This is a genomic window from Aeromonas sp. 602396 (assembly GCF_049173735.1).
GTDB classification, from domain to species: Bacteria; Pseudomonadota; Gammaproteobacteria; order Enterobacterales; family Aeromonadaceae; genus Aeromonas; species Aeromonas veronii_A.
In genome coordinates this window covers 100886-114821 of sequence record NZ_JAAKSD010000018.1, presented here as the reverse complement: position 1 = coordinate 114821, position 13936 = coordinate 100886, and the positions used below count along the sequence as shown (strand labels likewise).

At 59.4% G+C, this 13936-nt stretch carries 15 protein-coding genes and 1 tRNA gene; 6 read left to right on the top strand and 10 right to left on the bottom strand.

From position 1 onward, the window contains the following. Position 1 precedes the first annotated feature (1 nt). Positions 2–74: transfer RNA gene (locus G5229_RS18880), tRNA-Gly, on the bottom strand. Between the two features lie 178 nt (positions 75–252). Continuing rightward, a complete protein-coding gene (gene orn, locus G5229_RS18875) occupies positions 253–798 on the bottom strand; it encodes an oligoribonuclease (RefSeq protein ID WP_111900716.1) in 546 nt (181 codons plus the stop codon). Between the two features lie 91 nt (positions 799–889). On the opposite strand from orn, the gene rsgA reads away from it, so the two are divergent. The 5 genes from rsgA to G5229_RS18850 are packed head-to-tail and all read left to right on the top strand — an operon-like array spanning position 890 to position 3733. Continuing rightward, positions 890–1924 (top strand): small ribosomal subunit biogenesis GTPase RsgA, encoded by a 1035-nt coding sequence (gene rsgA / locus G5229_RS18870; protein WP_216977076.1) that lies wholly within the window; start codon positions 890–892, stop codon positions 1922–1924. Between the two features lie 28 nt (positions 1925–1952). After that, on the top strand, positions 1953–2825 hold the full coding sequence (asd, locus tag G5229_RS18865) for an archaetidylserine decarboxylase (RefSeq protein WP_216977074.1): 873 nt from the start codon (positions 1953–1955) through the stop codon (positions 2823–2825). After that, a complete protein-coding gene (locus G5229_RS18860) occupies positions 2822–3073 on the top strand; it encodes a VF530 family DNA-binding protein (protein WP_104015615.1) in 252 nt (83 codons plus the stop codon). Before asd ends, G5229_RS18860 begins: the two co-directional genes overlap by 4 nt. Positions 3074–3077: 4 nt before the next feature. Further along, entirely contained in the window at positions 3078–3341 is a 264-nt protein-coding gene (locus G5229_RS18855) for a DUF2960 domain-containing protein (RefSeq protein WP_033114870.1), read from the top strand. A gap of 2 nt (positions 3342–3343) precedes the next feature. Then, the gene (locus G5229_RS18850) at positions 3344–3733 is read left to right on the top strand and encodes a hypothetical protein (protein ID WP_421210029.1); all 390 of its coding nucleotides are present in this window, start codon (positions 3344–3346) and stop codon (positions 3731–3733) included. 85 nt (positions 3734–3818) lie between these two features. On the opposite strand, the gene G5229_RS18845 is transcribed toward G5229_RS18850, so the two are convergent. The 5 genes from G5229_RS18845 to gpt form a co-directional block, all read right to left on the bottom strand. Next, the gene (locus tag G5229_RS18845) at positions 3819–5108 is read right to left on the bottom strand and encodes a glutamate-5-semialdehyde dehydrogenase (protein WP_421210034.1); all 1290 of its coding nucleotides are present in this window, start codon (positions 5106–5108) and stop codon (positions 3819–3821) included. Then, a complete protein-coding gene (proB, locus tag G5229_RS18840; protein WP_033114873.1) occupies positions 5108–6211 on the bottom strand; it encodes a glutamate 5-kinase in 1104 nt (367 codons plus the stop codon). Before proB ends, G5229_RS18845 begins: the two co-directional genes overlap by 1 nt. A gap of 179 nt (positions 6212–6390) precedes the next feature. Then, a complete protein-coding gene (gene crl, locus G5229_RS18835; protein WP_005339003.1) occupies positions 6391–6783 on the bottom strand; it encodes a sigma factor-binding protein Crl in 393 nt (130 codons plus the stop codon). A gap of 62 nt (positions 6784–6845) precedes the next feature. Next, a complete protein-coding gene (gene frsA, locus G5229_RS18830; protein ID WP_421210027.1) occupies positions 6846–8114 on the bottom strand; it encodes an esterase FrsA in 1269 nt (422 codons plus the stop codon). A gap of 172 nt (positions 8115–8286) precedes the next feature. Continuing rightward, complete coding sequence (gene gpt, locus G5229_RS18825; protein ID WP_005339007.1) at positions 8287–8754, bottom strand: xanthine phosphoribosyltransferase; 468 nt, start codon at positions 8752–8754, stop codon at positions 8287–8289. Between the two features lie 948 nt (positions 8755–9702). Between gpt and G5229_RS18820 the strand changes: the two genes are divergently transcribed. Next, the gene (locus tag G5229_RS18820; RefSeq protein WP_421210025.1) at positions 9703–11154 is read left to right on the top strand and encodes an aminoacyl-histidine dipeptidase; all 1452 of its coding nucleotides are present in this window, start codon (positions 9703–9705) and stop codon (positions 11152–11154) included. 81 nt (positions 11155–11235) lie between these two features. Here G5229_RS18820 and djlA read toward each other — a convergent pair whose 3' ends face one another. Genes djlA through G5229_RS18805 form a run of 3 tightly spaced genes read right to left on the bottom strand, consistent with a single transcriptional unit; the run spans position 11236 to position 13764 of the window. Then, positions 11236–12069: a co-chaperone DjlA gene (gene djlA / locus G5229_RS18815; RefSeq protein ID WP_421210023.1), complete on the bottom strand. Its 834-nt coding sequence runs from the start codon at positions 12067–12069 to the stop codon at positions 11236–11238. Between the two features lie 19 nt (positions 12070–12088). Further along, positions 12089–12757 (bottom strand): N-acetylmuramate alpha-1-phosphate uridylyltransferase MurU, encoded by a 669-nt coding sequence (gene murU / locus G5229_RS18810; protein ID WP_216952940.1) that lies wholly within the window; start codon positions 12755–12757, stop codon positions 12089–12091. Continuing rightward, positions 12754–13764, bottom strand: a complete 1011-nt coding sequence (locus G5229_RS18805) for an aminoglycoside phosphotransferase family protein (protein WP_421210021.1) — start codon at positions 13762–13764, stop codon at positions 12754–12756. The genes murU and G5229_RS18805 overlap by 4 nt, the downstream gene beginning before the upstream one ends. Positions 13765–13936 lie beyond the last annotated feature (172 nt).

Below are 13936 nucleotides of genomic sequence, written 5' to 3'. Positions count from 1 at the left end.
GAGCGGGAAACGAGACTCGAACTCGCGACCCCGACCTTGGCAAGGTCGTGCTCTACCAACTGAGCTATTCCCGCAACTACCTTAAAACAGGCCGAACAGCATTTGGTTGCTTGCGCTACTGTACGGGAGCCGAATTATAAGAGCAGTCATTCCAATTGCAAGGGCTTTTTTGTCTGGTTGCGCGCGTTCGCTCAAAAGCTGGCCGAACTGTCGATTTTAGCAGCCAGAGTATGACAACCCCTTGCCGGGGAATCAGATCTTGAAGACGTGGCTGCGATAGAACTGCAGCTCGGCGATGGATTCGCGGATATCGTCCAGCGCCTGGTGGGTGCCGCTCTTCTTGAACTGATCCAGCAACTCCGGCTGCCAGCGGCGTACCAGCTCCTTGATGGTGCTGACGTCGACGTTGCGGTAGTGGAAGAAGGCTTCCAGCTCGGCCATGTGCTTGACCATGAAGCGGCGATCCTGACCGATGCTGTTGCCGCACAGCGGGCTGGTACGCTCCGGCACCCACTGGCGAATGAACGCGAGGGTCTCGGCAATGGCTTTCGCCTCATCGTGCTGACTCGCCTTGACCCGGGCGACCAGACCGCTCTTGGTATGGGTGTTGACGTTCCAGTCGTCCATTTTGGCCAGCTCTTCATCACTCTGATGAATGGCGATGACCGGCCCTTCGGCCAGTACGTTCAGATCCTTGTCGGTGACGATGGTGGCAATCTCCAGTACCACGTTCTCTTCGGGGTCGAGACCCGTCATCTCCATGTCGATCCATACCAGGTTCTGCGCGCTGACTGTCATGATTGCTCTCTCTATTGGGAGGAATGGCGGAATTTTGCCAATTTGCATGTATCATACTGGCTTTGGATCTGTTCATAAACTGGCGAATCGAGTGGCAAAGAAAGCAAAACTCAATCTGGGTCAACAAAGGCGCGTCCAGGCCAACCGCGAACGGCGGCTGCAAAAAGATCACACCACAGTGGTGGATGACACCCTGTTTGGCCCCGCCATCGAAGGGGTGGTGATCAGCCGTTTCGGTCAGCACGCAGACGTGGAAGCGGTCGATGGCACCATCCACCGCAGCAACCTGCGGCGCAGCAGCATCAGCAGTCTGGTGTGCGGCGACAAGGTGGTGTGGCGTCCCGGCCTCAATGCCGCGACAGCGGGCGTCATCGAGGCGGTGCATCCGCGCCACTCGGTACTGACCCGGCCGGACTTCTACGACGGGGTCAAACCCATCGCAGCCAATATCGACCAGATCATCATCGTCTCGGCGGTGATGCCCGAGTTCTCCACCAACATCGTCGACCGCTATCTGGTGGCCGCCGAGGATGTGGAGATCCGCCCCCTCATCGTGCTGAACAAGGTCGATATGCTCGATGATGCCGCCAGAGCGCGCATCGAAAGCCAGCTCGAAACCTACCGCAAACTCAATTACGAGGTGCTGCTGGTGAGCTGCGAGAGCGGCGAAGGGCTGGATGAGCTTAGAGCCGCACTGACCGACAAGATCAGCATCTTCGTCGGCCAGTCCGGGGTGGGTAAATCCTCGCTCACCAACGCCCTGATGCCGGGGCTGGATGTGCTGACCGGCGAGATCTCCGAAAACTCGGGGCTCGGCCAGCACACCACCACCACGGCGCGGCTCTACCACTTCCCGAGCGGTGGCGATCTCATCGACTCCCCCGGGATCCGCGAGTTCGCCCTCTGGCATCTGGAAGCCGACCGCATCACCTGGTGCTTCGTCGAATTCCGCGACTACCTGGGTGGCTGCAAGTTCCGCGACTGTACCCACAAGGACGATCCCGGCTGTGCCCTGCGCGCCGCGGTCGACGCGGGCGCCATCAGCGCTGATCGCTTCCACAACTATCACCGCATCCTGGAAACCATGCAGGAAGCCCGTCACGGTCGCCAACAGGCGCGCCTGTGACCCTGTTTAACCTACGTTGATGATGAACATGAGCATTACTGACAACCTGAAAATTGCCGGTCAATACTGTCTGCCCAAGCACGCCCTCTCCCGTCTGATCGGCAAGTTTGCCGCCGCCGAAGCGGGCAACATCACCACCAGGGTGATCGAGGCTTTTATCAAGCAGTACAAGGTCGACATGAGCGAGGCGCTGCACGAGAATCCGGCCCACTACAAGAGCTTCAACGAGTTCTTCACCCGCGAGCTCAAGCCCGGCATCCGCCCCGTGGTAGAAGATGCCATGACTCTGGCGCTGCCGGTCGATGGCACCGTCAGCCAGCTCGGCCCGATCCAGCAGGGTCGCATCATTCAGGCCAAGGGCCACGACTACAGCGCCCGCGAGCTGCTGGGCGGCTATGAGGATCTGGTAGCGCCGTTCAAGGATGGCGACTTCGCCACCATCTATCTGGCGCCCAAGGATTACCACCGCATCCACATGCCGCTGCATGGCGTGCTGGAGAGCATGGTGTTCGTGCCGGGGGATCTCTTCTCCGTCAACCCGCTCACCGCCGAGAACGTGCCGAACCTGTTTGCCCGCAACGAGCGAGTGGTCGCCACCTTCCGCACTCCGCACGGCCCGATGGCGCTGGTGCTGGTCGGTGCCACTATCGTGGCCAGCATCGAGACCATCTGGGCCGGCAACATTGCGCCGACCAAAGAGAAGAAGGTGGTGCGCTGGGACTATACCGGCGACGAGGCCATTACCCTGCAGAAAGGCGCCGAAATGGGCCTGTTCAAGCTGGGCAGCACCGTGGTCTGCCTGTTTGGCCCGGGCATGCTGGCCGGTTTTGAACCCCATCTGGCCAACGGGGTCACCACCCGCATGGGTCAGCCCTTTGCCAAGCTGGCGGAGCAGGCATGAGCGAGCAACCGAACGCCTCGCAGAAGAACAACCCGCTGCACGGGCTGACGCTGGAAGCCATCGTCACCGCGCTGGTCGAATACTACGGCTGGGAAGAGCTGGGGCAGCAGATCAATATCCGCTGCTTCACCCATGAGCCCAGCGTCAAATCCAGCCTGAAGTTCTTGCGCAAGACCCCATGGGCCCGGGAGAAGGTAGAGAGCCTCTACCTCTACGTTCAGCGCAAGCAAGCCAAATCAAAGGAATAACGCCATGGCGTTCAAGATTACCTACACCTACAAGAAGCAGGCCAAAACGATCGGCTATGCCAACGACAAGTTCAACAGCATCTATGATGCGGTTGCCGCTGCCGAAGGGATCGATCTCGCCAGCTTCCACGCCATGGAAGCTCAGCTGGCTCAGGTGTGCCGGCGCGACAAGAAGAGCGTGAAGGATTACCGGGAGAACTACTTCAAAGAGCTGGGGTTCTCCAATATCGTCATCGAACGGGACAACCTCGAAGAGGATCAGAAGTAACCATGCGAACCTTGACTCTGATGGCCGCCTCTCTGCTGCTGGCGGCATGCAGTACACCGGAACAACATCTGGTGGGCAGCGATCGCGACAGCCACGGCTGTATCGGCAGTGCGGGCTATCAGTGGTCGGCGCTCACCAACCAGTGCGTGCGACTGTTCGAGCAGGGCATCCGGCTCAATCCGACCGATGCCGGCCAGACCAGCAGTGCGTTCGTGCTGTTCAACACCGATCAGAGCAAGGCCGAGCTCACCCTGCCCACTGGCGAGCAGCACCAGCTTGCCCGTCAGGGCATGGAAGGCAACTGGTCATGGCAAGGCAGCGGCTACACCCTCTTTATCTGGAAGGGTTATGTGCTCAAATCCGGTGACAAGGTGCTTTATCAGGGGGAGTAACCCGAACGCCTGATATCTTCGCGATATTTGCCAAACAAAATGCCGACCCAAGGGTCGGCATTTTTGTATCTGACACAACCTGTTGTCAGGCGCGGCTGAGGTAATCGGCCTGCCCTACCCACTTGTAGCTGGTGAGCTCGGTCAACCCCATGGGGCCACGGGCATGCAGCATCTGGGTCGAGACCGCCACTTCAGCGCCCAGACCAAACTGGCCACCATCGGTGAAACGGGTGGAGGCGTTGACATAGACAGCCGCCGAACCGGCGCCATTGACAAAACGCTCGGCGTTGGCCAGATCGTTGGTCAGGATGGCATCGGAGTGGCCGGCGTTGTGCTCGCGCATATGGGCCAGCGCCTCGTTCACATCCGCCACCAACTTGACCCCCAGGGTCAGCCCGAGCCACTCGGTATCGAAATCCTCCGGCCCTGCCTCGCACAGGTTGTCGGCACCCACCAGCAGCGCCATGGCGTTGGGCGCGGCCACAAGCGTCACCTTGCGCTCGTTCATCAGCGTCACCAGCTGCGGCAGGAAGGTGGCAGCCACCTTCTCGTGTACCAGCAAGGTATCGAGGGCATTGCAGGCGGAGGGGCGCTGCACCTTGGCGTTGTCGATGACCGCCAGAGAGCGCACCAGATCGGCGCTCTCGTCGACGAAAATATGGCTGATACCGAACCCGCCGATGATGACCGGAATGGAGCTGTTCTCCTTGCACATCTTGTGCAGGCCGGCACCGCCACGGGGGATGATCATGTCCACATAGCGGTCGAGACGCAGCAACTCGCCGACCAGCGCCCGATCCGGGTTGTCGATGTACTGCACCGCCGCCTCGGGCAGACCGGAGGCCGCCAAGGCATGCTGGATCACCCGCACCAGCTCCAGATTGGAGTGGAAGGTCTCGCGCCCGCCACGCAGTATGCTGGCGTTGCCGGTCTTGAGGCAGAGGCTGGCGATGTCGATGGTGACGTTGGGGCGCGCCTCGTAGATGACGCCGATAACCCCAATGGGCACCCGACGACGGGAGAGCCGCAGGCCATTTTCCAGCACCCGACTATCCATTTCGGCACCGACCGGATCGTCCAGCGTGATCACCTTGCGCACATCTGCCACGATACCGGCCAGCCGGGCCGGATTGAGCAGCAGGCGATCCAGCATCGCTTCTGACAAGCCCGCCTCACGGCCAGCCGCAATATCCTTGTCGTTGGCCGCTAGGATCTGCTCACTGCGCGCCTCCAGCTCATCGGCAATGGCGGCCAGCGCCCGATTCTTCTGCGCCGTGCTGATGGTAGCCAGCTGATAGGCAGCTTCACGGGCCGCCTGCCCCATTTTCTCCAGACTCATCTCGGTTCCCTTTTGTTCATGCCGTGCCGCCCTGATTAGAGCAGCACCATATCGTCTCGATGGATGGCTACTGAACCATATCCATAGCCCAGTACCTGCTCAATCTGATCCGAGTGAACGCCGCGCAGTTTATCCAGCTCCAGATGGTCGTAACGGCAGATGCCGCGGGCCAGCTCAGCGCCCTTGGGATCAAGAATGCGCACTACATCGCCCCGAATGAAATCGCCCTTGACCGCGACGATCCCCTTGGGCAGCAGGCTGGAGCCTTTCTCCTTCATGGCGGCGACAGCCCCCTGATCCACATGCACTTCGCCGTGAGGGGGTGGGCCTGCCAGGATCCAGCTCTTGCGCCCTTCTAGCGGGGACGCCAGCGCCGGGAACAGGGTGCCAATCCGCTCACCCTTGGCAAGACGGCCAATCACCTCCGGCATCTGGCCGGTCGCGATCACCACGTTGACACCAGCTCGACGCGCCACATCGGCGGCCTGCAACTTGGTAGCCATGCCGCCGGTGCCAAGGCCGCTGACACTGTCACCCGCCAACGAGCGCAGGGTATCGTCGATGGTCTGCACCTCTTCAATGAGCTGGGCATCGGGATTGGTACGCGGATCGGCGGTAAACAGCCCCTTCTGGTCGGTCAGCAGGATCAGCAGATCCGCATCCGCCAGAATGGCGGCCCGTGCGGAGAGGTTGTCGTTGTCGCCGACCTTGATCTCGGCGGTCGCCACCGCATCGTTTTCGTTGATCACCGGAATAATGCGGTGATCGAGCAGGGTGCGCATGGTGTCGCGGGCGTTGAGGTAGCGCTCCCGATCTTCCAGATCGGCGCGGGTCAGCAGCATCTGGCCGATATGCAGACCGTAGAGGTTGAACAGATCTTGCCATACCCGAATAAGCTGGGTCTGACCAACCGCCGCCAGCATCTGCTTGTTGGGCAGGGTTGGCGCCAGTGGCGGGTGGCCCAGATGTTCACGCCCGGCGGCGATAGCTCCTGATGTGACGACCACGACCCGATGGCCGTGACGGTGCAAGGCCGCACACTGTCTGACCAGCTCGACCATATGGGCACGATTGAGCTGGGAAGACCCCCCTGTGAGCACGCTGGTGCCCAACTTGACGACTATGGTTCTGTTTTCCATGGGAGCATAAAGGCTAAAAAGTAAGGAATATCTTTATACCCACGGCCATGGTGCCCTGCAAGGCAATTAACGCCGGGGTGAGGAGATGAAGCAAATGCCCGGATGATTGCGGTCGGAAGGGGAGATGGCTGACTGATGGCCCGGCAAACAGCGGGATGCTGCTCGCCGGGCATCAGGGATCAAGCAGCGGTCACGGTCAACTCATTGGTGACCTGATCAGCTGGCGCTAACTGGCACTCCAGTGCCGTCAGTTTGTCGCTGATGAGCTTGTAGAAACGGTTGAGGGTCCGTTCCACTTCTACCTGGTGCTTCTTGGGGATCGGCTTGTCCAGCCACTCGCCATCAGCATTGTAGAAACCGAGCTGATAGTGGTAACGGAAATGGTGATCGTCCTGCTCCAGCACCAGCCACCAGCCCCAGAACTCCCGTTTGTCCGGCGCCGGCTTGGCGCTGACACAGACCGACAGGCAGTCGAAACGATAACGCCCCTCTTCGCAGAGATCTTCGCGCAAATAGGGGCCAATGGCAGCAAACTGCCTCAGCAGTCGCTTGTAGGTCACTCTTTCAGACATGTTAACCTCCCTGTTAAACAAGCCGCGCCACCTCGGGATGGCGTCAGTTCTTTAGCGCAATGTCAGGTACACAAATGCTGCTTCAGCCACTCGACGATTTCGTCCAGCGCCTTGTCATACACCTCCAGCAAAGGCTGTTTGTCGAATACGATGGCCTTGCCGTTACGACTGGCCGCCGCCAATGCCCGTACATCCTGCTCGGGACAAATAAAATCTCGCTTGTGTCCAATACTCAATATCGGCACAGAGGTGCGAGTCCCCAGTAATCCTTGTGTTTTAAGTGAAAATACCTGGCACTTGGTACGCATGCCGTCCCACTGCGCAGCATCCGCCCCCAACCGGTTGGCCAGACTATCCCGCATCATGCGCGGGCACTTGGCAAACAGCTCCTGATTGGTAAACACCTGATTGACCCCGGCGCCGACACAGACCACGGTGCGCAGCTTGAACGGCTCGATAAAGGCCAGTCTGGCTGCGATATTACCCGCCAGACGCATCCCCACCATGGCGATACGCTGATGATCGACCCAGGCCACTTCGGAGAGATAATGGAGCACCGCCTGATGGAGACGGCTGGTATCTTGCACCAGCGGCCAATGCTCGGCATAACCGACCCCGGGCATATCGAGGGAGAGCATGCCGATACCGTTAGGCTCGAGCCGTTTGAGATAGAAGTTGAGGAAATCGAGCTGCAGAGAGTCGATCCCGCCGCTGATGATCACCAGCGGCACCGGTTTTTCGGTCGTCGGCAAGTGGAGATAACCCTGAATATGCTTGCCGCGAAAAGGCACCTGGATCTCTTTGAGCGGCACCTTGAACAGGCGACCCGCCTCGCGATAGGCCATGTTACCGAGCAGCTGGGCCTGATCCGCCAGCTCGTCATCCTTGAGATGGGGATAGCTGGCAATGGAGTAGTAGCGCACAGCCTTGAGCAGCTGTTTCAAGGCACCAGAAGGATCACCCTTCTCGCGCAGTTCGCGGCCCTGCTTGAAATAGTTGCCAGCCACCTGGCTCCACTCGTAGATCCAGTTGCCGGGCACATAGCCCTTGATGGTATCGAGATAGCAATCGTGGGTGCGCTCGCCGGTCGCCATGGCGATGCGGGCCAGGGTCTGCTCCACTTCGATGGGATCAGCCCCCTGCCAGGTCCAGGAGGGGCGGCGCAGCAGGCGATACCAGCTCTTTGACATGGATCCGTCGATAAACATCTCGTCTGACTCGGCTTCGGCAATGTCCGCCGGGCTGGAGTTGGAGATCTCGGAAGTTTCCAGCACCTTCTTGACCCGGGTAAACAGCTTTTCGGTCAGATTGAGGTCGTCGTTCAAGTCCAAGATTGTGTCCTATTCATATCAGGCAATAGCTCATCTTAACCACTTTTACTGCCCATCAGCCACCCTGCAACAGATTGATACACAAAAAAACAGGGCTCCAAATTGGAGCCCTGTGAAACCATTCTTGCCGGTTGCGACCAATGGACGCAGCGAGCGTCACATCCCGATCCTGTTACTTTTCGTCGCAGATCGGTGTGGCGAACTCCAGTGCCATATCCCACGGCTGTTCGATCCAGGTATCCTGCGGGATCGCCACTTCGAAATCATCCAGCAGCGCTTCGCCCATCGGCTTGGCGAAAATCGCGATGAACTTGGCTTTCGGATAGAGCTCGCGGATCGCCTTGGCGGTAGTGCCGGTGTCCACCAGATCTTCCACCACCAGCCAGCCTTCCCCGTCACCGGCGGTGGTGGCAGCCTTCACGACCACCAGCTCGCGCTGGCTGTCATGGTCATAGCTGGAGATGCAGAGGGTTTCCACATTACGAATGCCAAGTTCACGGGCCATCAGGGCTGCGGGCACCAGACCACCACGGCTGACCGCGATGATACCTTTCCACTGGCTGACAGGCAGCTGACGACGGGCCAGACGGCGAGCTTCACGTTGCAGGTTGTCCCACGACACATAGAACTTTTTCGGCATGTTATCGATCTCGAATAGTTATTTAAAAACAATCACTTAAAACAAAAACACCCGCAATTATCCCTGCGGATGCCAGTAAATGGCGGCCCTTGCCCGACTGAATTCAGATTGCACTTCGGCTGCCTCAGGGCTAAGCCTCGGCAGCAAATCTGATAACAATGGAAGCAAGATGGGCTTATCCGGCGATCGGTTAGATGAAGTGTCCAAACCGCGGACAGGCTGTTGGGCCGATATGATAGCACCGTTTGCAGAGAAAATGCCTGGCAAACGTATGCCAAAAACAGGAAAAATCGGCATCCCCCTCTCCATTCGGCACATCTCGAGCGCCAAACGACTAACCTGCCGTCCCTGCTGCCGAACCCAAATGGGACTGTGCGGCAAATCGCAGATAAAAAAATAGCAGGGGGAGGGTTTACCTCACGCACCTGCTGCTTTCTAGCCTCTGCCTGGTTGGGCAGCTCGTCTTAGCGACGAGTGACGAAGGGGTTAGGGTAGCTGAAACCCTGGGTATACAAAGAGGGGGCAAACCAATAGGTTGAGTTGCTGCCTGGCATATTGAAACTCCTGATTGCTTAACAAGTTACGTACCTTTAATGCGGGCTCAAATCCTTGAACGAACACTCGGTTCCATGGAGGCGCACTTGCTTTGCTTCGGTTCCCTGGAGGCTTTCATCGTCATCCTGACGGGTGGCGAACCACGGGAGCTAATTTACCAGTCGGTGCATTAAATTCAATATTTTTGTGAGATCGGTCACACATTTTCTTTTCTATCGGTCAGCGTCGTCCGAACCTGACGATCGTACTGCCTGGTTGCCATCAGCCAGCACAAGCTGCCTGCGATTTGCGCTGATTGCTCACATTTTTGTGTGATTGACTGTATTATCGTTATCCTCTTCCCCGGCCCGCTGATGGGGCCCTGTTAATTCCGTGCTGGTAAGGAGTCCCGACGTGGCACAGCTTAGCTCTCTCTCTCCCAAACTGATTTGGCATTTCTTCGAACAGATCTGCTCCATTCCCCACCCTTCCAAACATGAAGCCAAACTGAGCGCCTGGATCATCCAATGGGCTCAAGGGGAAGGTCTGGCGGTCAAGCAGGACAAGGTCGGCAACATCATCATCAAGAAACCGGCCACCCCGGGGATGGAAAACCGCAAAGCCGTGGTACTGCAGGCCCACATCGACATGGTGCCGCAGGCCAACGCCGACACCAAACACGACTTCGCGACCGACCCCATCGATGCCTATGTCGATGGCGAGTGGGTCACGGCCCGTGGCACCACTCTGGGTGCCGACAACGGCATAGGCATGGCCGGTTGCCTGGCAGTGCTGGCTGACAAGACCATCAAACACGGTCCGCTGGAAGTGCTGCTGACCACCGACGAAGAGACCGGCATGACCGGCGCATTCGGTCTGGAAGCGGGCTGGCTGGAGGGCGAAATTCTGCTCAACACCGACTCCGAAGAGGATGGCGAAGTCTATATGGGCTGCGCTGGCGGTGTGGATGCCAATATCCGCTTCCAGCTCGAGCTGGTTGACGCCAGCGAAGGCGAAGCGTTCGAACTGGCCGTAAAAGGGCTGCGTGGCGGTCACTCAGGTTGTGATATCCATCGCGGTCGTGGCAACGCCAACAAGCTGCTGGTGCGTCTGCTCAAAGCAGCAGAGCCGCTGGGTGTTCGTCTGGCCGAGATCCACGGCGGCACCCTGCGCAACGCCATCCCGCGCGAAGCCCGTGCCACCCTGCTGGTGCCTGCTGCCAGCGTGAACGAGTTCAAGGCGCTGGTTGACCGCTACACCGGGATCTACCAGACCGAACTGGCCGCCACCGAGCCGAACCTGACCGTGCTGGTCAACAACGCTGCCAAACCGGCCAAGCTGATGAGTGTCTCCCTGCAACAGCGCCTGCTGGATGCCCTGATGGCCTGCCCGAACGGCGTGATGCGCATGAGCGATGCCATGCCCGGCGTGACCGAAACCTCTACCAACCTGGGGGTCATTAAGACTCAGGATGGCGAAGTGTACGTCCAGTGTCTGATCCGCTCCCTGATCGACTCCGGCCGCGAGAGCATCGAGCAGATGACCCGCTCCCTGTTCACCCTGGCGGGTGCCAGCTGCGAATTCACCGGAGCCTATCCGGGTTGGGCGCCGAACGTGGACTCCCCCATCATGGCGCTGGTACGCAACAGCTACCAGACTCTGTTTGGCACTATGCCCAACGTGATGGTGATCCACGCCGGTCTCGAGTGCGGTCTGTTCAAGAGCGCCTATCCGGAGTGGGACATGGTCTCCTTCGGCCCGACCATCCGCGGGGCCCACTCCCCTGACGAGAAGGTACATATCCCGGCTGTCGAGCGTTTCTGGCAACTGCTGGTGCACGTGCTGGAAGCGATTCCGGCCAAATAACCCGGCCTGAGCCACACGGCAAAACAAAGCCCCGCACTGCTGCGGGGCTTTTTATTGTCTGTTACAGCCAGATTTTGGCGCTTACCGGATACCGCGGGCCTCGCGGATCCACTCCCATGCTTGCTGGATCTCCTGGGTCTTCTCCTTGGCCATCTCCATCATCTCCGGTGGCAGCCCTTTGGCGGCCAGCTTGTCCGGGTGATGCTTGCTCATCTCCTTGCGGTAGGCGCGCTTGATATCCTGATCGCTGTCGCTCTCGCTCACCCCCAGCAACTGGTAGGCATTCTTGAGGCGATCCGCAGAGGGTGCCGCCTGTCGATACTGCTGGCCACCGGAATGGCCTCCCTGATACTGGCCATGAGCCTGATTGAAGAAGTTCATCTGCGCTTCGGCCATCGCCAGAATGCGGGCCAGCTCGATGCGGCTGAAGCCCAGTTCGTCGGCAATGGTGTGCAGAATGGCGCGCTCGCCCTCCTCTATCCGCCCGTCGGCAAAGGCCGCCTGCAACTGCACTTCGAGGAAGAAGCGCAGAATGTCGCGCTGCCCCAGACTGGCACGGCGGAACTCGGCCAGGGTCTCGCGCAGCGGGAAGTCAGCCTCCTTACCGAGACGAAACGACTCCTGCGCCCGGGCACGCTGTTCGCCCGCCAGCCGCATACGATCCATCAGGTTGGAGGCAACCCGGATCTCCTGTTCGGTCACCTGACCGCTTGACTTGGCGATGTGACCCATCACCGAGAAAGTGGCATGGAAGAAGACGGCTTGCTGCTCCTGACTCGGACCGCGACGAAACGCCCCCTGCAGCCCCATGCCACGGTCGAAACGGTGGCCGATCCAGAGGCCAATCAGGGCGCCGATGATATTGCCGAGCAGAAAACCGAAGAAGGCGCCCAGCACCTTACCCCAAATACGCATGGTTCAAGACCTCTTGAAGTTAATGAGTGCGGGCCTGGAGCTGGTCATCCAGCTCGCGCAGTCGATCGACCGTGCCGATATCGCGCCACTCGCCAGCGAGCAGGCTGCCGCCCACCCGCCCTTGCGCCATCCAGTCACGGAGCAGGGGCGCCAGCTTGCGGGCACCGCCCGCGAGACCGGCAAAGGCCGCCGGATCATATAGTCCGACCCCGCTGAAGGTAAACGCTGGCGTATCCATAACTCGCCCTTCTTGCAAGGCAAAGTCCCCGGCGGGGTGCTGGGGCGGATTGGGCACCAGCCAGAGGTGGGCCAGATCATCGCCAAGGGGCTGGCTGACCAGAGTGTGATAATCGAGATCGAGCCAGGTATCGCCGTTGATCACCAAAAAAGGTTCAGAGCCCAGTAGCGGCAGCGCCTGCACAATGCCGCCCGCGGTCTCCAGCGCGCTCTCCTCGGCTGACCAGTGGATGGTCACGCCAAGCGCACTGCCATCACCAAGGCTCTCGACCAACTTGTGGCCGAGCCAGGCGTGGTTAATGACCAGCTCGGTCACGCCAGCTGACTTCAACTTTTCGATATGGTGGACGATAAGCGGCTTGCCCCCCACCGCCAGCAGCGGCTTGGGCAGCAGGTCAGTCAGCGGGCGCATCCGCTCGCCACGGCCAGCGGCCAGGATCATCGCCTTCATGGTTTTACCCCTGCATTGGCGACCCCCGGCAACACCACCTGCTCCAACCACTGACCAAAACGGGCCAGTACCGGATAGGCACCACCATGAGTGCGACAGACATCCACCACGTAGCCGAGGGTACGGGGAATATCCTTGAGATAGCCGGACTTGCCGTCGCGATGATAGAGCCGGGTAAAGATTCCGGCCGCTTTGAGGTGGCGCTGCATGCCGGTCAGATCGGCATCGCGACGGAAACTGGCATAATCGAGCTCGCCAAGCAGACCCGCCTGTTGCAGGGTGGCAAAGCCGTGGCGCATCCCTTCATCGATCACCTCGTCCGGCCAGAGCACGTAGCAATCTTTCAGCAAGGAGACCAGATCATAAGTGAGCGGCCCGATGACCATATCCTGAAAATCGATGATGGCCAGCCGGCTGCTCTCGGGGGTATCACCGCCACATACCATCAGGTTGCGACTGTGGAAATCCCGATGCATCACCCCCTGCGGCTGGGCCAGATTGCAGGCGGTGAGGCAGGCAAAGGTCTCGTCCAGCAGTTGCTGCTCTTCATGGCTCAGGCTCAGTTGCAGATGATGGCCGAGCAGCCACTCGGGGAAAATGCTGTTCTCCCGCGCCATAAATGCCGCATCGAAGGGTTCAAGCGCCAGTTCAACCGCCCCCAGGCGGGGCAGCAAATCAATCACCTTGCCATACCAGGCCAGTACGTTGTGTTCGTTCAGGCAGCTGATCAGCTGAGTATCGCCCAGGTCACTCACCGCCAGCAGACCCTGTTCGTAGTCCACCGCCTTGACCTCTGGCGCCAACAGCTGACGCGCCTGCAAGGCGGCCGCGTTACGAACAAACTCATGATTTTTTTCGGTTTTCGGATTGGCATCCACCCAAACCAGACCACCACCGCGATAGTAGCGACGGAAGCTGGCATCACCGGAAATGAGGGTCAACTGAAGATTGGCATCACCGGAAATACGGCGTGCCCACTGCAATAGCAGGGAATCGCGATCGTGCATAAGTAGAGGACCAAGGTGGAAAGCAGCACTTGGCTGTTAGCCCTGGCCGCAATAATGCTTTATCATTGCCGGCTAACATAAAGCAATGACATGCAATGTCAACTCGATGAAACCTGTCGTAAAATGCATGCCTTGGATCAACCGTATCTATCACGGATTGCACGAGTCTTTC